Origin of the sequence: Rhodanobacter sp. B04, from assembly GCF_002001125.1 — a bacterium.
Taxonomy (GTDB): Bacteria; Pseudomonadota; Gammaproteobacteria; order Xanthomonadales; family Rhodanobacteraceae; genus Rhodanobacter.
Genome location: NZ_MUNV01000005.1, coordinates 109857 through 129121, shown reverse-complemented (window position 1 = coordinate 129121; position 19265 = coordinate 109857). Strand labels below are relative to the sequence as shown.

Sequence of the window (19265 nt, the reverse complement as noted above, 5' to 3'; positions counted from 1 at the left end):
TCAGCTATGTTCCTGGCACGGCAGGCAAAGGAACAGTCACCGTCACTCGCGAAGATGGTCGGGTCAGTACGTATTCGCTGATGAGCGGCGCATGGGCGGGCGAACCCGATATTCCGGATGCGCTGACCGAACAGACCAACACCAGCGGCAGTCCCACCGGCTGGACGCTACAGCGCGTCGACACGCGCAGCACCGAGCAGTACGACGCCACCGGTCACCTGATCAGCATCCAGTACCAGGACGGGTTCACCACCACGCTGACCTACAGCACGACCAGCACGCCTGCGTCCGTCGCGCCCGGTCCGGGCTACCTGATCACGGTCACCGACGCTTCGCAGCGGACGATCCAGCTGACCTACAACAGCAGCGGTCTGATCAATCACGTCACTGCGCCCGATGGCGGGAGTTACAGCTACGGCTACAACAGCGCCGGCGACCTCGCCACGGTGACCTATCCCGACACGAGCGTACTGACCTACCTCTACAACGAGTCGGCCTACAGCGGTGGTGCAACCACACCGGGCTTGCTCACCGGCATCGTCGACGAGAACAACGTCCGCTACATGAGCTACAGCTACAACGCGGCCGGCCAGGCCACGAACAACCAGCTGGCTGGGGGCGTGGGTTCGTACACCATCGGCTACAACAGCGACGGCTCGGCCGATGTGCTCGATCCCTTGGGCACGTCACGCCACCATGCCTTCGCCACGTTCCTGGGTGTGCCCAATGTCACCAGCGTCAACGGCACCTGCGAGGCCTGTTCATCCATCAGCGCCTGGGCCTATGACTTCAACGGCCTGGTGAATCAGACCACCGATTACAACGGCAACGTCACCACCTATCAGCACGATGGCGACGGCATGGAAACCGGCCGCGTCGAAGCTTCGACCAGCACCACGCCGAGACCGATCCAGACCGACTGGAACGATACCTTCCATGTACCCACCGAACGGCGTTGGCTGAACTCCAGCTACGGCATCATCACCAAGACCGACTGGGTTTATAACGCGCGCGGACAGGCCCTGGCCCAGTGCGCCATCGACATGAGCGTGGCCGCGGCCGCGTCGTACGCCTGTGCCGCCACCGGCACGCCGCCGGCCGGCGTACGGCGCTGGACCTACTCCTATTGCGATACCGTTGGCAGCGGCTGCCCGCTGGTCGGCTTGCTGCTGTCCAGCACCGGGCCGCGTACCGAACCTGTCAAGCCATCCTAAGTAGTGTGATGAGGCAACGGATACGTTGCGGGATATTGCTGACCTAAATACAGATTTTTTGGCGCTATACATGGACTTAAGGCCATGCATGGGGTTGGTTAGCCCACCACGCTAGGACTGCTCTAGCATTGCGCTCAATAGGGAACACCTCAAAGCAAGGTTTGCCTAAACATGCTGGAGCATCTCGCCAAACTGTGCCGGAATCTCAAGAGCATAGGGCGCAGTGCCACCCGGCTAACTTCCGATTCTAGATACAAAGCGAGTGCGGAATGTTGAGGAGGCGTCGAGGTTCTAGCGAATGGCAACCGAGCGGCAACCGAGAGTATTTACTTTAGAAACGAAAACGGCCTGCATCGCTGCAAGCCGTTGATATACATGGTGGCCGAGGACGGAATCGAACCGCCGACACGGGGATTTTCAATCCCCTGCTCTACCAACTGAGCTACTCGGCCGGAAACCTTGTAACCACGCGACAGCCGCGATGGTTGCGGATGATGCGTGGAGCCGCGCATTAGACCGAATGCGCGGCGTTTCGTCAAGACTCGGTGTCGGGCGCGGTGAAGCCGGCGGCCTTGGCGAAGTCGCCGCCGAACAGGAATTTCTCCATCTCCTCGCCAAGGTATTTGCGTGCCTTGGGGTCGAGCGGGTTGAGCCGGTATTCGTTGATCAGCGTGGTCTGGTGGGCCAGCCACTGTTGCCATGCGGGCTTGGAGATCTCGGCGTAGATGCGCTGGCCGAGCGGGCCGGGCCAGGGGGCGAAGTCGAGGCCTTCGGCGTCGATGCCGAGCTTGGTGCAGTGGATGGTGCGGCTCATGGTCTGGTTCCTTGTCGGCGGCGCGGGTCAGGCGCGACCGGATTGAGAGACGAAGCTTGCAGCATGCGCTCAACCGGCATCGTTGATCTGCAACAGCAAGCTGCGCACTGGTGCGGGCAGGCCGAGCGAAGCGAGTTCCTCGAAGCTGCACCAGCGCATGTGCGGATTGTCGGCGATGCTGCGTTGTGCCGTCGCGCGGTCGAACAGCAGCGGTTCGATGTCCAGCCGATAATGGCTGAACACGTGGGTGAACGGAGTGAGCGCCTGGGCATCGTCGATCTGCGCGTGCTGCTGCGCGATGCGCCAAGCGCCATCCGGATCGGTCGCTTCGGGCAGGCTCCACAAGCCGGACCACACACCTTGCGGGCCGCGCCGCTCCAGCAGCACGCGACCTTGCCGGTCGCGCAGCACCAGCATGACGGTGCTGCGGGTGGGGATGCGCTTGCCGGGCTTGCTGGTGGGCAGCTGTGCGGTGAGCCCGTCGCGATGGGCGATGCAATCGCCGGCCAGTGGGCAGGACTCGCAGCGTGGGCGCGAGCGCACGCAGACGGTGGCGCCCAGGTCCATGATCGCCTGGGTGTAGTCGGCGACGCGCGTGACCGGCGTGTGCGCTTCGGCGTGTTGCCACAGCTGCTTCTCCACTGCGGATTCGGCAGGATGACCGTGGATGCCGTGATAGCGCGCGAGCACGCGCTTGACGTTGCCGTCGAGGATCGCGAAGCGCAGCCCGTATGCCTGCGCCAGGATCGCGCCGGCGGTGGAGCGGCCGATGCCGGGCAGTGAATGCAGAGCATCGAAGTCACGCGGCAGTTCGCCGCCATGCTGCTCGACGCAGATCTGCGCGGCACGGTGCAGGAAGCGTGCGCGGCGGTAGTAGCCGAGTCCGGACCACAGCGCCAGCACGCTGTCTTCATCGGCCGCGGCGAGATCGCGCAGGGTGGGCAGTGCGCCGACGAAGCGCTCGAAGTAGCCGATCACGGTGGCGACCTGGGTCTGCTGCAGCATCACCTCGGACAGCCATACGCGGTACGCATCGCGCGGGTGTTGCCATGGCAGGTCCTTGCGGCCGTGCTGGTCGTACCAGCGCAGCAGGCGTTTGCTCACGGTGGCGGTCATGGTTTCTTGCTGGCTGCCGGTCGGGCTGCTGCGGTGCTGCTGGCGGAGGCGGGCACGTCGTCGCCGGCCTGCAGGGTCAGGCCCTCGATGCGGATGCCATCGGTTTCGAGTCTGGAGATTTCCGCATGGCCGCTGCCCGGCGGCACGGTCAGCTGCGGCCCTTGTTCGTCGCCGAGCTGGCTCCACCAGTGCGCCAGTTCCAGCGGCGGCAGGCGCATGTCGGCGTGGTTGTCGGGGCCGTCCAGTTTCAGCGCGAGCAGCAGCGGATTGTCCTGGTCGGCCGGGGTCAGCTTCAGCGAGATGTCGTATTGCCCGGCGTCGGCATGGTCGAGCTTGCCGGCGAGGCTGGCGGAGGCGTCCGCGGCGCCATGCCAGTGCGCGCTGCCGTTCAAGGCGAGGGTCATCGCGCTGCCTTGCGACAGATGCAGTTCGATGTTGTCCAGCTCCAGGGTATTGCCCTGGATTCGCGGTGTGGCGGACAGGCGCAGTTGCAGCGGCGTATTGGCGGCGGTGGTTGCCGACACGCTGACCGGGAACGGCTGGCCCGAGATGAGGCTGCCGGCTTCGAGTGCGACATTGCCGAGCAGCAGCCGCTCGCCGCTCACCACACTGCCGCGGCTGATGCTGATGCCGGTGTCGATGCGCGGGATGTTCGGCGGGGTTCCGGCCGGCTGCGCGGGCAGGGCGGTCAGCCAGTCCTGCAGGGCATCCAGATCGACGCGCGGCGAATCGATCTCCAGCCGGGTGATCACCGGCGCGCCGCCGAACACGGTTTGCCAGGGCAGCGCCAGCCGGCCGCGCGAAGCGAGCAGGATCGGCGCATTGGCGCCCCGGGCGTTGAGCGTGATACCGGAAAGCTCCAGCGCCGGGCGTGGGAACAGGGTGGGGCTGGCCGGGCTGGCCAGGCTCAGTTCCAACCCGGCGTCGCGCACCTGGGACTGCAGCATGGCGGTGAAGCGATCCGGCTGCAGCAGCAGGTAGACGGCCGTGACCGCGACAAGCCCGGTCACCAGCAACAGGCTGCCGAGCAGCAGCAGGATCAGCCGCAGTCGCCGCGACACCGGCTCAGCCCCGCGCTTCAGTCATGGCCTTGCCCGTCGCCAAGGCTGGCCGGCAGCAGGCCGTCGACGAAGGCTTCGGCCTCGAACACGCGCAGGTCGGTGGCGGTTTCGCCGAGGCCGACGAAGCGGATCGGCAGGCCGAACTCGCGCGCCAGCGCAAACACCACGCCGCCCTTGGCGGTGCCGTCGAGCTTGGTCACGACCAGGCCGGTGACGCCGACGATCTGGCGGAACTGGCGCACCTGGTTCACCGCGTTCTGGCCGGTGGTGCCGTCGATCACCATCAGCACTTCATGGGGCGCGTCGGCGTCGAGCTTCTTCAGTACGCGGGCGATCTTGCCCAGTTCGTCCATCAGGCCGCCCTGGGTGTGCAGGCGGCCGGCGGTATCGGCGATCAGCACGTCGGTGCCGCGCGAGCGCGCCGCCTGCAGCGCGTCGAAGATCACGCTGGCGGCATCGGCGTCCTGGCCCTGCGAGATCACCGGCACCTGGTTGCGTTCGCCCCAGGTCTTCAGCTGCTCGACGGCGGCGGCGCGGAAGGTGTCGCCGGCGGCCAGCATCACGGCATGCCGCTCGTCGCGCCACCGGCGGGCCAGCTTGCCGATGGTGGTGGTCTTGCCGGCGCCATTGATGCCGACGGTGAGCACCACGAAGGGATGCCTGCCGCGCACGTCCAGCGGTCGCTCGACCGGCTTGAGCAGGGCGACCAGCGCCTCGCGCAGCGCGGCCAGCAAGGCCGGCGCATCGGCGAACTCGCGCTTGTGCATGCGCTTGCGCAGGCTTTCGACCAGATCGGTACTGGCCTCGATGCCGACATCGGCGGTGATCAGGGTGGTTTCCAGCTCGTCGAGCAGGTCGTCGTCGAGCTTCGGATGGCGCACGAACAGCGAGCTGAGGCCGCGCGCGAAGGCATTGCCGGACAGCCGCTCGCGCCAGCCGCGCTTGGCCGGCGCTGCAGGCTCGGGTGCTGTGGCTGCGATGGTCGGTGCCGTGGCCGCTGCGGCGGATTGGCCGTGCTCGATCGGGGGCGCCGTAACCGTCTCGGAAATCGCGGGTGCAGCCACATCGTCCGCCGTTGTGGCGGCAGGTTGCGGCGGGGCCGTCTCGGCAGGCTTCTTCTTCCAGAACTTGAGCATTGCAGGCGTGATTCAAAGACAATGGGCGGCATGCTAACACTCCCATCCAAACTGGCCGCTGAGGGCTGGCCGTCTTGAGCGGGGGCCACCGTGCCGCGCCGGGGCGGATCCGCATCATCGGCGGCAACCTGCGCAATTCACGGCTCGACGTGCCGGATCTGCCGGGCCTGCGACCTACCGCCGAGCGCGTGCGCGAGACGTTGTTCAACTGGCTGGCGCCGGTGATCGGCGGTGCACGTTGCCTGGACCTGTGCGCCGGCACCGGAGCGCTGGGCATCGAGGCGTTGTCGCGCGGTGCGGCCGGCGTGCAGTTTGTCGAACGCGATGCGCAGGCGGCGCGCGCCCTGCGCGACAACCTCGGCCGGCTGAAGGCCGCGGGCGGCCAGGTGGCGGTCGCCGCGGCGGGGACCTTCCTGCAGGGCGCGGCGCAGCCGGCGGATCTGGTGTTTCTCGACCCGCCGTTCGCGCTGGACTTGTGGGCGACGCTGGCGCAGCAGCTGGAGGCGGGCGGCTGGCTGGCCCTGCCGGCATGGATCTACGTGGAGTCGCCGCGGGCCAGTGCTCCGGCGTTGCCGTCGAACTGGCAGCTGCATCGCGAGGGGCAGGCCGGCGAGGTGCGTTTTGCGCTCTATCGGCGCCCGGTTCCGTTAAGCTAGGCCCACTTTGACTGCCACCCTCGATCCGTGAGCAAACCTTTGGGCAATCCCCGCCTGGCCATCTATCCGGGCACGTTCGATCCGATCACCAACGGTCACACCGACCTGGTGACGCGCGCCGCGCCGCTGTTCGACCGGGTGATCGTGGCGGTGGCCGACAGTTCCAGCAAGGGGCCCGGTTTCAGCATCGGCGAGCGGATCACCCTGGCGCGGCTGGCGCTGGCCGATCTGCCGAACGTGGAGGTGCGCGGCTTCGACTGCCTGCTGGCCACCTTCATCGAGGAGGTCGGCGCCGGGGTGATCATCCGTGGCCTGCGCGCGGTGTCGGATTTCGAATACGAGTTCCAGCTGGCCAGCATGAACCGGCATCTGATCCCGCAGGCGGAAACGCTGTTCCTGACGCCGGCGGAGCAATACAGTTTCATATCCTCGTCGCTGGTGCGCGAGATCGGCCGCCTCGGCGGCGATATCTCGGGTTTCGTGCATCCGGCGGTGCAACAGGCCATGCGTCAGCGCTGGCAGAAAAGCCGCCCCGGCTTCAACAAGCAACCCGAAACAGAAGGTGATAACCATGCGTAAGTTCGCTCTCATTGCCGCCGTCGCGCTGGCTGCAAGCCTGAGCCTGAGCGCCTGCAACAAGTCGCAGGACGACCAGGACAACGCCCAGGCGCAGGTGCAGCAGGCACCGAAGCCGACCGATCCGAACGATTCGAAGGGGTGGAACGCCTACCTCGGCCAGATCGTGCAGAAGAACATGCAGGGCATGAAGGCCAACCAGCCGTATGCCTACATGGTGACGGCCGGCCTCACCGACGACGCCAAGGCACAGAACGACCGCCAGCTGCAGACCGTGCAGGACACCGTGGCACGTGGCGTGCTGCCGGGCAACATGCTGGTCTTCGGCGGCCCGGATTCTGGCAAGACCGCCGACCTGGTCGTGGCTGCCTTCAAGGATGCCAAGCCGGGTTCGTTCAAGGACGTGATCGTCCTGTTCATCGGCGACCAGGCTGACGAACAGCGCGTCACCGACGCGCTGAAGCCGACCGGCGCCACCATCCGCTTCGTCGCGATGTAAAAAGTACCGGCCGCGCCTGGCGCGGCCACACTTCCCCTCTCCCCGCCGGGGAGAGGCAGGGTGAGGGCGCATCCCCGCGAAACCGTCGTTTCGGGATGTGCCCCCGTCCCCCTGTCACGGGCTCTGCATGCCCGGCATGTAGTATCGACTGCCATGTCCCTGAAAATCCTCGACACCTGCGTCAATTGCGATGTCTGCGAACCGGTTTGCCCGAACAAGGCGATCTCGCTGGGCGAAGAGTTCTACGTGATCGACCCGGCGCTGTGCACCGAGTGCATCGGCCACCATGACGAACCGCAATGCATCGAGGTGTGCCCGGTCGAGTGCATCATCGTCGACCCCGCGCATGTCGAGTCGCACGAGCAGCTCGATCTCAAGTACCGCCACCTGATGGCCAAGGAGTCTGCGGCATGAGCGTTTCCCTGCATGGGCGAGTGCTGGCCCTGAGCCTGCTGCTGGTTGGCAGTGCGGCGTTTGCGGCCGATGGCGTGCCGAGGAAAACTGCGCCGACGCCTTCCGTGCAGCTGCAGCAGCGCCCCGGCCATGCGGCGATCGCCAGTGCGAATTACCTCGCCACCGATGCGGGCCTCGAGGTGCTGGCCAAGGGCGGCAACGCGTTCGATGCGGCGGTCGCCGTGGCCGCCACGCTGTCGGTGGTGGAGCCGGAGAGTTCCGGTATCGGCGGCGGTTTCATGGCCGTGCTGCATCGGGCCAACGATGGCCACGATGTTTTCATCGATGCGCGCGAGACCGCCCCGGCGGCGGTGAACAGCAAGGATTACCTCAATCCCGACGGCAGCCCGAACCGCGATGCCGCGTTGAAGGGGCCGCTCTCGGCCGGCATTCCCGGCGAACCGGCCGGCCTGGTCCTGCTGGCCACGCGCTACGGCCGGCTGCCGTTGCAGCAGTCGCTGGCGCCCGCGATCCGGATAGCCCGTAACGGCTTCAAGCCGGATGCGCGCCTGCGCGGAACGATCGCCGAGGTGCAACAGGACCTGCAGCGCTGGCCGGCTTCGGCCGCCAAATATCTGCCGGGCGGCAAGCCGCCCGCCGAGGGCGCGACCTGGCGCGACCCCGATCAGGCGCGCACCCTGGAGCTGATTGCGGCACATGGCAACGACGGTTTCTATCGCGGCGAGACGGCACAGAAGCTGGTGAACGCGGTGCGTGCCGCCGGCGGCAACTGGACGCTGGCCGACCTGGCCGGCTATCGGGCGAAGGAGCGCGCGCCGATCGTGGTGAACTACCGCGGTTACCGCATCGTCACCGCGCCGCCGCCGTCGTCGGGTGGCGTGGCGATCGCCGAGATCCTCAACATCCTGTCCGGCTTCGACCTGTCGAAGATGGACCAGGCGCATCGCGTGCACACCATCGTCGAGGCGATGCGCCGCGCGTTCCGCGACCATAACGATTACCTCGGCGACCCGGATTTCGTGAAGATGCCGCTGGACATGCTGCTGTCGCCGTACTACGCCGACGGCCTGCGCCAGGGCATCCTGCCGGACCAGGCCACGCCTTCGTCGATGCTGCCGCGCGCCGAGGCATCGGAGCCGGGCATGCACACCACCCACTTCTCGATCATCGATGCCGACGGCAACATGGCCTCGATCACCTCCACGGTGAACTACATCCTCGGCTCCACCTTCGTGGCCGAAGGCACCGGCGTGCTGCTCAACGACGAGATGGACGATTTCGCACTGGTGCCGAACAAGCCGAACGTCTACGGCCTGCTCGGCAGTACGGCGAACGCTCCGCAGCCGGGCAAGCGCATGCTGTCCTCGATGTCGCCGAGCATCGTGATCGGCGCCGAGCGGACCGCGGTGATCGGCTCGCCCGGCGGCTCGACCATCATCACCCAGGTGCTGGAAGGCATCCTGCATTTCATCGACGGCGAGAGCGCGCAGCAGATCGCCGCGCACAAGCGCTTCCATCACCAGTACATGCCGGATGTGGTCAATGTCGAGGAAGCCACCTTCGATGCGGCGACCAGCGACGCCCTGACCCGGATGGGCTATACATTGAAGCCGCGCGAGTCGTGGGGCTTCATGAACGTGGTTACCTGGGATCGCAAGACCAACCAGCTCGATGCAGCCAGCGATCCGCGCCGGCCATCCGGCCTGGGCAAGGTGCAGTAGTCAGTTGAGGTCGGCGCATGGAACTGTTCTCGATTCTGGGCAACTCGCAGCGGCTCGATGGCGGCGCGATGTTCGGCAATGCGCCGAAGGCGCTGTGGTCGCGCTGGATTGCGCCGGATGAGCAGAACCGCATTCCGCTGGCTTGCCGCTGCCTGCTGGCGAAGGGCCTTGATGGCAAAAATGTGCTGTTCGAGACGGGCATCGGTGCGTTCTTCGAGCCGGCCCTGCGTGAACGTTACGGCGTGGTGGAGTCGCAGCATGTGCTGCTGGATTCGCTGGCTGCCGCAGGGTTGAGCCACGAGGACATCGATGTCGTGGTGCTCTCGCACCTGCATTTCGATCATGCCGGTGGCTTGCTCGCGGCATGGGAGGAAGGCCAGTCGGCACGGCTGTTGTTCCCGAACGCGCGTTTCGTGGTGGGTGCCGAACACTGGCGGCGGGCGAACAAGCCGCATCCGCGCGATCGAGCCTCGTTCATTCCCGAGCTGCAGCAGCTGCTGCAGGACAGTGGGCGACTGGAGCTGGTCGAGGGCGAGTATTCGCAGACGCTGGGTCAGACCGTGCGCTTCGGTTTTTCGGACGGCCATACGCCGGGTTTGATGCTGGCCGAGGTCGCCGGCGTGGTGTTCTGCGCCGATCTGATTCCCGGCCGCTACTGGGTGCATCTGCCGATCACCATGGGCTATGACCGCTGGCCGGAAAAACTGATCGACGAGAAGCGTGCATTCCTGGACGACAAGCTGGCGCGCGAGGTGCGGCTGTTCTTCACCCACGATCACGACTGCGCGCTGGCGCGGGTGACGCGCGACGAACGCGGCCGCTTTGGCACCGCCGACGAACAGCGCGAGTTGTGCGGGGCATCCCCCGTCATGCCGGGAGCCGTTCGATGAAACTGACCCGCAGGATGTCCGTGCGTGGCATGGCATGCAATATCGTCGGCGCGCTGCTGGTGCTTGCAGGCATCGGCCTGGTGGCGATGACGACACGTAGCCAGCTCAGCTATCGCACGGCGGTCGAACGGCATGGCGGCGAAGTGGTCAGCCTCGATCGCGATGCGGGACCGCAGGCCGGCCAGCACGGCCGCATGGTGCGGCTGGTCGGCACGCCCAAGGTGGTGGAGGCGCCGCTCGACCCCGATTTCAACCAGCGGGTGAGCACGCCGGTGCTGGTGCGCCACGTGGAGATGTTCCAGTGGCGCGAGATCCGCATCGGCGACATCGTGCACTACGAACTGGACTGGGTGGACCGGCCGCTCGACGCCAGCCATTTCGCGCAGCCCGCCGGGCACCTCAACCCCACCAGCTTCCCGTTGAGCGGCAAGCAGTTCGATGCCGGGCTGGTGCAGCTGGGCGGTTTCAAGTTTTCGCCGACGCTGCTGCATGCCTTGCCCGGGTCGGAGCAGGTCACGCCGGACCCGAAGCTTTTGCCGGAGAACCTGGCGGCCAGTTTCAGCGCGTATCAGGACTACCTGGTGACCAGCGCGCATCCGGGCGATCCGCGGCTGGGCGATCTGCGGGTGAGCTGGGAAGCGGTGCCGCTGCAGGAGGTCACCGTCATCGCACGTGTCGACGGCGATCGGCTGGTGCCTGCCGTCGATGCGGCCGATGGCAAGGGTTATGACGTGGAGATCGGCAACGTGCCGCTGATCAACGTGTTTCCCGACCTGCCGGTGCCGCCGCAGTACGTGGTGATCGAGCAAGTGCTGGCCGTGCTGCTGGCTGCGCTGGGCGCGTTCCTGTTGCTGGTGACGCAGCGCGATCGCCGCGACGTGCTGCTGGCGCTGGCGCTGGGAACGCTGGCGGTGGGCACGGTGGCCAGTGTGCTGTGGCTGGGTCGCGATGCGCTGATGCTGTGCACGTGGCTGGTGCTGGCGTTGCTCGGCTTCGGCATCGCGATCTGGCGGCTGCAGCGCATGCAATGAAGATCGCCGGTGTCGCGGGACATGGTCCACAAGAACGAGTGGACCGTGAGCGCGGCTGGATGGGTGCCGTCGCGCGTGGCGTGGTTCACGCCTGGCGGTTTTCGTCTGCGATGGCGTAGACCTGATCTGCCCATTGCGTGGCCTCCAGGCGGATCGTGGCCATCCGCCGGATGCGCTCAGTGTGTGTCGAGGCCACCGGATCCGGTGTGCTCGATGAACCACAGGCCGGCAAACAGTTTCGGATCGATCGAGTAGCCCTCGGCGGCACGCGCAAACAGCCACGCACCGGCTTCGTGTCGCGGCACCTCGTGCACCACGATGTTCTCCGTCTCGTCGCCGCCACCGGGGCCGACCTTTTGCAGATCCCACGCGCGGACGAACACGATCATCTCGGTGCTCATGCCGGACGACGAGGGGCCGCGGTGGACGAAGTCGACGCGCTGGCAGCGGTAGCCGGTTTCTTCTTCCAGTTCGCGCTGTGCGGCCACTAGGGCGCTTTCGTCGGCCTGATCGGCGATGTCGCCGACCAGGCCGGCCGGCATCTCGATGGTGTTCTGCAGGATCGACACGCGGTACTGCTCGACGAACAACACCTTGTCCTCGGGCGTCACCGCGAGAATGATCACCGCGCCGCCGGGATTGTTGCGCTCGGCGTATTCCCAGCGGCCGCGCTTGCGCAGGCTCAGCCAGCGGCCTTCGCACAGGGTTTCCACCGGAGCGTCGGCGTCGACGGGTATGCGGTTTGCGGGGTTGCTCATGAGTGTCTGCGGCTCCGAAGGCAGCCCCCATGTTGACGTGCCCGGCCCGTCGTCACAACAGGCGTGTCTGGTTCAGCGCAGCAGGGCGCGCAGGCGGCTGCGGGTGAACGCACCGAAGCGCAGTTGTTCGCACAGGCTGTCGAGTTGACCGGGCTGCTGCCGTCGGCGCAACAAGGTATCGATCGACGTTGCGCCAGGCGCATCCAGCGCGATCCGGGTAAGGCGACGGTACAGCCGGGCCTGCTCGGCATGCTCGCGCAGCTTCGCGGCGCAGGTTGCGGCGCCGCGCAGGCGCAGGAAGGTCACCTCGTCGATGCGGTCGAGCAGGTTGTCCAGGCTGCCGAAGTGGGTGAGCAGGGCGGCGGCGGTTTTCGCGCCGATGCCGGGCACGCCGGGGATGTTGTCCACCGCGTCGCCGCACAGGGCGAGATAGTCGGCTACCTGGTGCGGGTGCACGCCGAGCTTCTCATGCACGCCGGCCGGTCCCCAGCGCAGGCCGCGCGCATAGTCCCACTGCTCGTCGTGCTCGCCCAGCAGCTGGCCGAAGTCCTTGTCGGCGGAAACGATCACGCTGCGCCATCCCGCCGCACGCAGGTTCCACACCGTGCTGCCGATCAGGTCGTCGGCCTCGAAGCTGTGGTCGATCATCAGGTGCACGCCGAGCGCTTCGGTGATCGCGCGGCACTGCACGAACTGCCGCTCCAGGTCGGGCGGCGGCAACTCGCGGTTGGCCTTGTACGGCGGGTAGATCGCGTTGCGGAACGAACTGGTCAGCGAGGCATCGAACGCGACCGCGATGTGTTCGGGCTGGACGCGTTCCAGCAGCTCGCACAGGAAGCGGGTATAGCCATGCACCGCATTGACCGGATGGCCGTCCGCATCGAAGAACTCGTCCGGCATCGAGTGCCAGGCGCGGAACACATACAGGCTGCCGTCGACCAGATGGACGGCTGGAAGTCCGTTTGTCGTCTTGCTCACGGCGCCCATGTGCTGAGCAGGTCGGCCAGCGCAGGCCGATCACGGTCGGGCACGTCCATTTGCGGCGTACCCAGGTGGACGAAGCCGATCACGTGCTCGTGTGCGGCCAGCCCGAGCATGCTTGCCACTTCGCGGTCGTAGGCTGCCCAGCCGGTCAGCCATTGCGCACCGAGACCCAGCGCATAGGCACCGAGCAGGATGTTGTAGGCGACGTTGCCGGCGCACAGTGTCTGTTCGATCGCCGGCACCTTGCTGGCGTCGTCGATCCGCGCCACCACCACCAGCACCAGGGGCGCAAAGGTGTAGCGCAGGCGTTCTTTTTCCTGCTTGGCCTCCGACAGCTCCGGACTGTTGCGGATCGCCAGCTCGGCGAGCTGCTCGCCGAAGCGCAACTTGGCCTCGCCATCCAGCCGAATCAGCCGGAATGGCACCAGCTTGCCGTGGTCGGGCACGCGGATCGCCGCTTCGAGCAGCGCCTGCACGGTCGCTTCGTCCGGTGCCGGCTCGCCGAGCTGGCGCGAGGGCACGGAATGGCGTTGCTGGAGAAGGGCTAGGGCGGCAGACATGAATGAACCCGGCGATACAAGGACGTCCATGCTAACCGGCGCCCCGGTCGCGCGCGAACGGTCAGGCTGTTTGCACCAGTTTGAACGAGCCGGGCAACAACGCGGCCACCGTGGTTTCCTGCACGTCGCCGCGCAAGTTGGTCAGCACTACCGGCATGGTGTCATCGCACAGTTCGGACATGACCTGGCGGCAGGCGCCACAGGGGCTGACCGGGCTGTCGGTATCGGCGATCACTGCCAGCGCGGCGAAGTCGCCGGGCCGGCAGCCGGCGGCGATCGCGCTGAACAGCGCGGTGCGTTCGGCGCAGTTGCACAGCCCGTAGGCGGCGTTCTCCACATTGCAGCCGTGGAACTGGCGGCCGTCGCGGGTCAGCAGGGCGGCACCGACCTGGAACTGCGAATACGGCGCATAGGCCCGCTCGCGCGCACTGCGCGCCAGCGTCAGCAGGGCATCGAAATTGTCGGGTATTGCGGGCATCGGGATCTCCGGCGATGACCCCGGGCGGCGCGAGCCGCATGTGCCGGCGGGACAGCTTACTCTTTCGGCGTTGCCCGGATCAAAGGCCGTTCAAGTAACGCTAAGATGTCCGCACCATTCGAAGGGGATTGCACCATGCCGATCACCGTAGCCGCTTTGCGTGAGACCGCCGCCGGGGAACGGCGTGTGGCGATCACGCCCGAGATGGCGAAGAAGCTGCGCGGCAAGGGGTTGCGCGTCCTGCTGGAGCGCGATGCGGGCCGTGCCGCCGGTTTCCCCGATGGTGCCTATGCCGAAGTCGAGTTTGCCGATGCCGCCGGGGTGCTGGCCCAGGCCGACGTACTGGCCTGCGTGCTGCCGCCCGACGACACGGTGTACTCCGGATTGCGCGAAGGCAGCGTGGTCGTCGGCCAGCTGCGCCCCTATGGCGCCAATGAGCGGATCGGTGCGTTGACCGCACACAAGCTCACCGCGTTCTCGCTGGAGCTGTTGCCGCGCACTACCCGTGCGCAGGCGATGGACGTGCTGAGTTCGCAGGCAGCGGTGGCTGGTTATCGCGCCATGTTGATAGCCGCCGAGGCCTCGCCGAAATTCTTCCCGATGCTGACCACTGCCGCCGGCACGATCCGTCCGTCGAAGGTGCTGGTGATCGGTGCCGGCGTGGCTGGCTTGCAGGCGATCGCCACCGCGCGCCGCCTCGGCGCGCAGACCGAAGGTTACGACGTGCGCCCGGAAACCCGTGAGCAGGTGGAGTCGCTTGGCGCGAAGTTTCTCGATCTCGGCGTGAGTGCGGCCGGCAGCGGCGGGTATGCGCGCGAGCTGTCGGCCGAGGAACGTGCGGCCCAGCAGCAGGCGCTGGCCGAGCATCTGAAATCCATCGACGTGATCGTCACTACCGCGGCTGTGCCGGGACGCCCCGCACCGAAAATCCTCAGCGCCGCGATGGTCGAGGGCATGAAGCCGGGTGCGCTGATCGTCGACCTGGCCGCCGAAGGCGGCGGCAATTGCGAACTGACCCGGCCGGGCGAACGGGTCGAGCATGGTGGCGTGACGATCCTCGGTCCGCTCAACCTGCCGGCCGGCGCGCCGTTGCATGCCTCGGAAATGTATGCGCGCAACGTGTTCAACTTCATCGAGCTGCTGGTTCGCGACGGCGTGCTGCAGCCGGACTTTGCCGACGAGCTGATCGCGAAGAGCTGCCTTAGCCATGCCGGCGAGGCTCGTTTCAGCGCCTGAAAAGCAAGCCACCCGCACAAGGGGGTGGCTGGATCAGATGCCGTCAGGCGGCGGAGGCCTGTGCCCCGGCGGAGGCGGTGGCATCCCGGCATGGCCTGGAGGGGGCATCCAACGCTCGCGTTGTGCGGGCGGCAGACTCTGCCATTCCTTCATCAGCCGCTCGCGCTGCTGCGGTGGCAGCTGCTGGAAATGTTCGAACGTGGCATGCAGCTGTTCACGCTGCGCGGGTGAGAGCTCGTGGAATTTTTGCTCGTTCGCGCGCGCCTGCCGGCGCTGCTCCGGCGTCATCTGCTGCCATTGGGTAATGCGCTGGCGGATCTGCTCGCGTCGCTCGGGGGGAAGCGTGGCCCAATGCTCGGCCCGCTGCAGCATGCGCTCCTGCCGGCGCGGCGGCAGCGTGTTCCATTCCTGCCGCAGCGGCGCCAGCATCTCGCGCTGCGCCGGGTCGAGACTGCTCCACGGGCGCGGCGGGGGTGGCATCTGCTGCGCATGCAATGGCGCAGCGATGACGCCACCGAGCAGCGCGGCGAACAGCAGGGGCAGGACGGGGCGAGGGTGTCGGGTCATGGCTCAGCGGTTGGCCGGCTGGCTGTTGTTGGCGGCCAGCCAGCCGTAGAAGTCGAGGTTCTGGTAGAGGTTCGGGTCGGTCTTGTCGGCGTCGGGCGGCAGCTCGTTGTCGAGATCGGCGCTCGCGTCCGTGGCGTTGGCCACCTGGGTCGGCGGGCTCGGCGCACGGTGCGGCAACGGCTGCCACACCATCAAGGCGGCCAGGGCGATGGCCGCGAACGCGCCGGTCGGAATCAGCCAGCGGGCGGTATGCGGTTGCGGCGCCCGGGCAGCCGCCAGAGCCTGTCGTCGGGCCGCACGCAGGCGTCCGGCGGTGGCAGGGTCGATGCGCTGGGCGGCCTCGAGATAGAGCGCGCGGGCACGTTGTTCCAATGGCTTGTCGGGCCGGTTGTCAGGCTGATTTTTAGGCGTACTCATCGCCAGTCCTCCAGTTGATCGCGCAGATGATGCATGGCGCGCGACAGATGGGTTTTCACGCTGCCTTCGGAGCAGCCCATGGCCAGCGCGGTCTCCGCCACGTCCAGCCCTTCCAGCATGCGCAGCATGAATGCCTCGCGCTGGCGTTGCGGCAGTTGCCTTACCGCGGCAGTCATGTCGGCATACGACTGCGCGTCGTGCAGCAGGTCGAGCGGGCCGGGGCCCTGGTCGGCGGGCTCCCAGGCGGGCAGTTCGTCGCCATCGTCGTCGCGACCACCGCCGAGCCAGCCCACCACGATCGAGCGCACCTTGCGGCGGCGCTGCAGGTCGACGATGCGCCGGCGCAGGATGCCCCAGAACAGCGGCGCCCATTCGGTCGCCGGCCGCGTGCGGTAATGCTTGACCAGCCGCAGCATCGCATCCTGCACCGCGTCCATGGCGTCCTCGCGCTGGCGCAGCTGCAGTTCTGCCATGCGGAACGCACGGCGCTCCACCTGGGCCAGGAACGCGTCCAGCGTGGCGGGCGTTTCGCGCGTGTCGCTCAGCAGGTCCGCATCGAGCATGCCGACTGCGCTGTTCATGGCCACCGCTTCCGCATCGTCGGGTGACGCATCCTCGGGCTCCATGGGTTCGGTTCCCGTGATCAACGCGGCAGGTCTGCCTGGGTTGACTGGTACACGCATCCGGGCCCCGAAAAACCGCCGTCCTGCTGGTTTCCCGGGCTGGTTGCGACGTGCTCTTGGTGGCGGGCACGGGAATCTCGAAGTTTTTCGAGGTTCCCGTATGATGCAGGCATAACTGAGTCCTGGCGGGGTGGGGTCATGATCGACGGTTTCCTGGCGCTGTATATCTTCATGCTGGCCGCATTTACCGGCTATGAAATCATCGCGCGGGTGCCGGTGATTCTGCACACCCCATTGATGTCTGGTTCCAACTTCGTGCACGGCATTGTGCTGGTTGGGGCGATGATTGCGCTAGGGCATGCGCAAACGTCGTTCGAGATCGCGATCGGTTTCATCGGGGTGCTGCTGGGCGCCGGCAACGCCGCCGGCGGCTATGTGGTGACGGAGCGGATGCTGGAGATGTTCAAGTCCAGCAAGCCGGATGCCGGCAAGGGGGCCCACTGATGAGCTGGTTGCCGACGCTGATCAAGGCCTGTTATTTCGTTGCGGCATTGCTGTTCATCCTCGGTCTGAAGCGCATGAGTTCGCCGCGCACGGCGCGTGGCGGCATCGTCTGGGCCGGTTTTGGCATGCTGCTGGCGGTGCTGGCCACGTTTTTCCTGCCGGACATGCACCACCTTCCACTGATTGCCGCCGCGGTGCTGATCGGTGTCGGCGCGGCCTGGTGGAGCGGCCGGCGCGTGGCGATGACCGCGATGCCGCAGATGGTGGCGCTGTACAACGGCATGGGCGGCGGCGCGGCGGCGGCGATCGGCGCGGTCGAACTGATCGGCTACGTGCGCAAGCTGGCGTTGCTGCACCCTGCGGGGATTCCCGACACTTCACCGCTGCGGCCGGAAAGCTGGGCAGTCAATGCGTTGGCCCCGGTGCAGGCGGTGGCGGTGCTGTCGCCGGTCGAGCTGGTGCTGGGCGTACTTGGCGCGTTGATCGGCGCAGTGAGCTTTTCCGGCTCGCTGATCGCGTTCGCCAAGCTGCAGGGCTGGCTGGACAAGCGCTTCGTGTTTCCCGGCCAGCGCGCGGTCAACATGTTGCTGCTGGCGGCCGCGGTGGTGGCGGGCATCGCGCTGGCCAGCGGCCATGCCGGCCTGGGGCTGATCGTGGCGTTCTTCGCGCTGGCGTTGCTGTTCGGGCTGATGATGACGCTGCCGATCGGTGGCGCGGACATGCCGGTGGTGATCTCGCTGTACAACGCGTTCACCGGTCTGGCGGTGGCGTTCGAGGGCTTCGTGCTGGGCAACGAGGCGATGATCATCGCCGGCACCGTGGTCGGCGCGGCGGGCACCTTGCTGACCCAGCTGATGGCGAAGGCGATGAACCGCTCGATCGGCAACGTGCTGTTCGGCAGTTTCGGCGCAGCCGGCGGCGAGGCGCAGGCGATCGAGGGCGCGCAGAAGCCGATCGAGGCCAGCGATGCGGCGGTGATGATGGCTTATGCCGAGCGCGTGGTGATCGTGCCCGGCTACGGCATGGCCGTGGCGCAGGCGCAGCACAAGGTGTGGGAGTTTGCCCAGTTGCTGATCAAGCGCGGGGTCAAGGTGAAATTCGCGATCCACCCGGTCGCCGGGCGCATGCCGGGCCACATGAACGTGCTGTTGGCCGAGGCCGGCGTGCCGTACGACCTGATCGCCGACATGGACGACATCAACCCCGAATTCCCGACCACCGACGTGGCCTTGGTGATCGGCGCGAACGACGTGGTCAACCCGCTGGCGAAGACCGACCCGGCTTCGCCGATCTACGGCATGCCGATCCTCGATGTCAGCAACGCGAAACACGTGATCGTGGTCAAGCGCGGCAAGGGCACGGGTTTTGCGGGCATCGAGAACGCGCTGTTCTATGCCGACAATGCCCGCATGCTGTATGGCGACGGGCAGGCTGCCGCCGGGCAGCTGGTGACCGAGCTCAAGTCGCTGGATAGCTGAGTGGCTATTTGCTTGCGGTGACGGCGTGCGCACGCTTTCGCGGCGTACGCCACGTCAGCCATCCAGCCAGCAACATGCCCAGCGCGGTCCAGCCCAGATCGGCCGGTGCGAAGGCCAGGCGTGCCAGTTGCCACAGCATGCCGATGCCGGCCGTGCGCAACGCCTCGACCAGGCCCATGCCCATGTTGCCGGCGATCTGCACGGCGGCGATCAGCATGTTGACGTAGACCGCTGCCAATGCCGTGGCGGAGGCCGCCAGCAGTGCGGTGAGGATGCCTGGCGGTCGCACGCCATGGCGTATCGTCCAGGCCAGCAAGGCACCGAACAGCAACGCCAGCCACGGCATCGGATGCCCGAGGTACAGCGTTGCGACCATCCATGTCGCACCAGCGGCCAGTCCCAGCATGGCGGTAATGAACACGGCAGACACGAATAGCAACACGGTGCGCGCGCTCATTGGAGGCCGTGCGCCAGGGCAGCTCGAAACATGCGTTTATCCATCGGGCAAAGCGGCCATCATAACTTGCATGGA

At 66.8% G+C, this 19265-nt stretch carries 23 protein-coding genes and 1 tRNA gene; 11 read left to right on the top strand and 13 right to left on the bottom strand.

Annotated features, from left to right (window positions below):
* Window positions 1–80: 80 nt before the first annotated feature.
* A complete protein-coding gene (locus B0E46_RS17595) occupies window positions 81–1214 on the top strand; it encodes an RHS repeat protein (protein ID WP_168171103.1) in 1134 nt (377 codons plus the stop codon).
* A 376-nt stretch (window positions 1215–1590) separates the two neighbouring features.
* On the opposite strand, the gene B0E46_RS00640 is transcribed toward B0E46_RS17595, so the two are convergent.
* From B0E46_RS00640 to ftsY, 5 genes are all read right to left on the bottom strand, one after another.
* A tRNA-Phe gene (locus B0E46_RS00640) sits at window positions 1591–1666 on the bottom strand.
* A gap of 83 nt (window positions 1667–1749) precedes the next feature.
* On the bottom strand, window positions 1750–2028 hold the full coding sequence (locus B0E46_RS00635; RefSeq protein WP_077553779.1) for an oxidative damage protection protein: 279 nt from the start codon (window positions 2026–2028) through the stop codon (window positions 1750–1752).
* Window positions 2029–2097: 69 nt separating this feature from the next.
* Complete coding sequence (gene mutY, locus B0E46_RS00630; RefSeq protein WP_077553778.1) at window positions 2098–3144, bottom strand: A/G-specific adenine glycosylase; 1047 nt, start codon at window positions 3142–3144, stop codon at window positions 2098–2100.
* Window positions 3141–4205, bottom strand: a complete 1065-nt coding sequence (locus tag B0E46_RS00625) for an AsmA family protein (RefSeq protein WP_077553777.1) — start codon at window positions 4203–4205, stop codon at window positions 3141–3143. Before B0E46_RS00625 ends, mutY begins: the two co-directional genes overlap by 4 nt.
* A 17-nt stretch (window positions 4206–4222) precedes the next feature.
* Window positions 4223–5341, bottom strand: a complete 1119-nt coding sequence (ftsY, locus tag B0E46_RS00620; protein WP_077553776.1) for a signal recognition particle-docking protein FtsY — start codon at window positions 5339–5341, stop codon at window positions 4223–4225.
* Between the two features lie 74 nt (window positions 5342–5415).
* Here ftsY and rsmD point away from each other — a divergent pair, with 74 nt between their 5' ends.
* From rsmD to B0E46_RS00585, 7 genes are all read left to right on the top strand, one after another.
* Window positions 5416–5997 (top strand): 16S rRNA (guanine(966)-N(2))-methyltransferase RsmD, encoded by a 582-nt coding sequence (gene rsmD, locus B0E46_RS00615; protein ID WP_077553775.1) that lies wholly within the window; start codon window positions 5416–5418, stop codon window positions 5995–5997.
* Between the two features lie 39 nt (window positions 5998–6036).
* A complete protein-coding gene (gene coaD / locus B0E46_RS00610) occupies window positions 6037–6576 on the top strand; it encodes a pantetheine-phosphate adenylyltransferase (RefSeq protein WP_077553774.1) in 540 nt (179 codons plus the stop codon).
* Window positions 6569–7072: a hypothetical protein gene (locus B0E46_RS00605; protein WP_077553773.1), complete on the top strand. Its 504-nt coding sequence runs from the start codon at window positions 6569–6571 to the stop codon at window positions 7070–7072. Before coaD ends, B0E46_RS00605 begins: the two co-directional genes overlap by 8 nt.
* A gap of 153 nt (window positions 7073–7225) precedes the next feature.
* Window positions 7226–7486, top strand: coding sequence for a YfhL family 4Fe-4S dicluster ferredoxin (locus tag B0E46_RS00600; protein WP_077445244.1), 261 nt, complete (start codon window positions 7226–7228; stop codon window positions 7484–7486).
* Window positions 7483–9207: a gamma-glutamyltransferase gene (gene ggt / locus B0E46_RS00595; RefSeq protein WP_077553772.1), complete on the top strand. Its 1725-nt coding sequence runs from the start codon at window positions 7483–7485 to the stop codon at window positions 9205–9207. Before B0E46_RS00600 ends, ggt begins: the two co-directional genes overlap by 4 nt.
* 17 nt (window positions 9208–9224) lie before the next feature.
* Window positions 9225–10097, top strand: a complete 873-nt coding sequence (locus B0E46_RS00590; protein ID WP_077553771.1) for an MBL fold metallo-hydrolase — start codon at window positions 9225–9227, stop codon at window positions 10095–10097.
* Window positions 10094–11128 carry a TMEM43 family protein gene (locus tag B0E46_RS00585; protein WP_077553770.1) on the top strand — a complete coding sequence of 345 codons (1035 nt, stop codon included), beginning with the start codon at window positions 10094–10096 and terminating at the stop codon, window positions 11126–11128. The genes B0E46_RS00590 and B0E46_RS00585 overlap by 4 nt, the downstream gene beginning before the upstream one ends.
* A 176-nt stretch (window positions 11129–11304) precedes the next feature.
* Here the strand turns inward: B0E46_RS00585 and B0E46_RS00580 are convergent, their stop codons facing one another.
* The 4 genes from B0E46_RS00580 to cdd form a co-directional block, all read right to left on the bottom strand.
* Window positions 11305–11886 (bottom strand): NUDIX hydrolase, encoded by a 582-nt coding sequence (locus tag B0E46_RS00580; protein ID WP_077553769.1) that lies wholly within the window; start codon window positions 11884–11886, stop codon window positions 11305–11307.
* A 72-nt stretch (window positions 11887–11958) separates the two neighbouring features.
* Window positions 11959–12873, bottom strand: coding sequence for a 5'-3' exonuclease H3TH domain-containing protein (locus tag B0E46_RS00575; protein ID WP_077553768.1), 915 nt, complete (start codon window positions 12871–12873; stop codon window positions 11959–11961).
* Complete coding sequence (locus B0E46_RS00570) at window positions 12861–13430, bottom strand: nitroreductase (RefSeq protein WP_077553767.1); 570 nt, start codon at window positions 13428–13430, stop codon at window positions 12861–12863. The genes B0E46_RS00575 and B0E46_RS00570 overlap by 13 nt, the downstream gene beginning before the upstream one ends.
* Window positions 13431–13491: 61 nt before the next feature.
* Entirely contained in the window at window positions 13492–13908 is a 417-nt protein-coding gene (gene cdd / locus B0E46_RS00565; protein WP_077553766.1) for a cytidine deaminase, read from the bottom strand.
* Window positions 13909–14043: 135 nt separating this feature from the next.
* Between cdd and B0E46_RS00560 the strand changes: the two genes are divergently transcribed.
* Window positions 14044–15144, top strand: a complete 1101-nt coding sequence (locus tag B0E46_RS00560) for an NAD(P) transhydrogenase subunit alpha (protein ID WP_077554138.1) — start codon at window positions 14044–14046, stop codon at window positions 15142–15144.
* Window positions 15145–15177: 33 nt separating this feature from the next.
* Here the strand turns inward: B0E46_RS00560 and B0E46_RS00555 are convergent, their stop codons facing one another.
* The 3 genes from B0E46_RS00555 to B0E46_RS00545 are packed head-to-tail and all read right to left on the bottom strand — an operon-like array spanning window position 15178 to window position 16709.
* A complete protein-coding gene (locus tag B0E46_RS00555; protein ID WP_077553765.1) occupies window positions 15178–15711 on the bottom strand; it encodes a DUF3106 domain-containing protein in 534 nt (177 codons plus the stop codon).
* Between the two features lie 3 nt (window positions 15712–15714).
* Window positions 15715–16128, bottom strand: a complete 414-nt coding sequence (locus B0E46_RS00550; RefSeq protein ID WP_077553764.1) for a hypothetical protein — start codon at window positions 16126–16128, stop codon at window positions 15715–15717.
* Entirely contained in the window at window positions 16125–16709 is a 585-nt protein-coding gene (locus tag B0E46_RS00545) for an RNA polymerase sigma factor (RefSeq protein ID WP_077554137.1), read from the bottom strand. The genes B0E46_RS00550 and B0E46_RS00545 overlap by 4 nt, the downstream gene beginning before the upstream one ends.
* A gap of 240 nt (window positions 16710–16949) precedes the next feature.
* Here B0E46_RS00545 and B0E46_RS00540 point away from each other — a divergent pair, with 240 nt between their 5' ends.
* Both B0E46_RS00540 and B0E46_RS00535 read left to right on the top strand, forming a co-directional pair.
* On the top strand, window positions 16950–17255 hold the full coding sequence (locus B0E46_RS00540; RefSeq protein ID WP_077553763.1) for an NAD(P) transhydrogenase subunit alpha: 306 nt from the start codon (window positions 16950–16952) through the stop codon (window positions 17253–17255).
* On the top strand, window positions 17255–18733 hold the full coding sequence (locus B0E46_RS00535) for an NAD(P)(+) transhydrogenase (Re/Si-specific) subunit beta (protein WP_077553762.1): 1479 nt from the start codon (window positions 17255–17257) through the stop codon (window positions 18731–18733). Before B0E46_RS00540 ends, B0E46_RS00535 begins: the two co-directional genes overlap by 1 nt.
* A gap of 4 nt (window positions 18734–18737) precedes the next feature.
* On the opposite strand, the gene B0E46_RS00530 is transcribed toward B0E46_RS00535, so the two are convergent.
* Complete coding sequence (locus tag B0E46_RS00530) at window positions 18738–19190, bottom strand: hypothetical protein (RefSeq protein ID WP_077553761.1); 453 nt, start codon at window positions 19188–19190, stop codon at window positions 18738–18740.
* Window positions 19191–19265 lie beyond the last annotated feature (75 nt).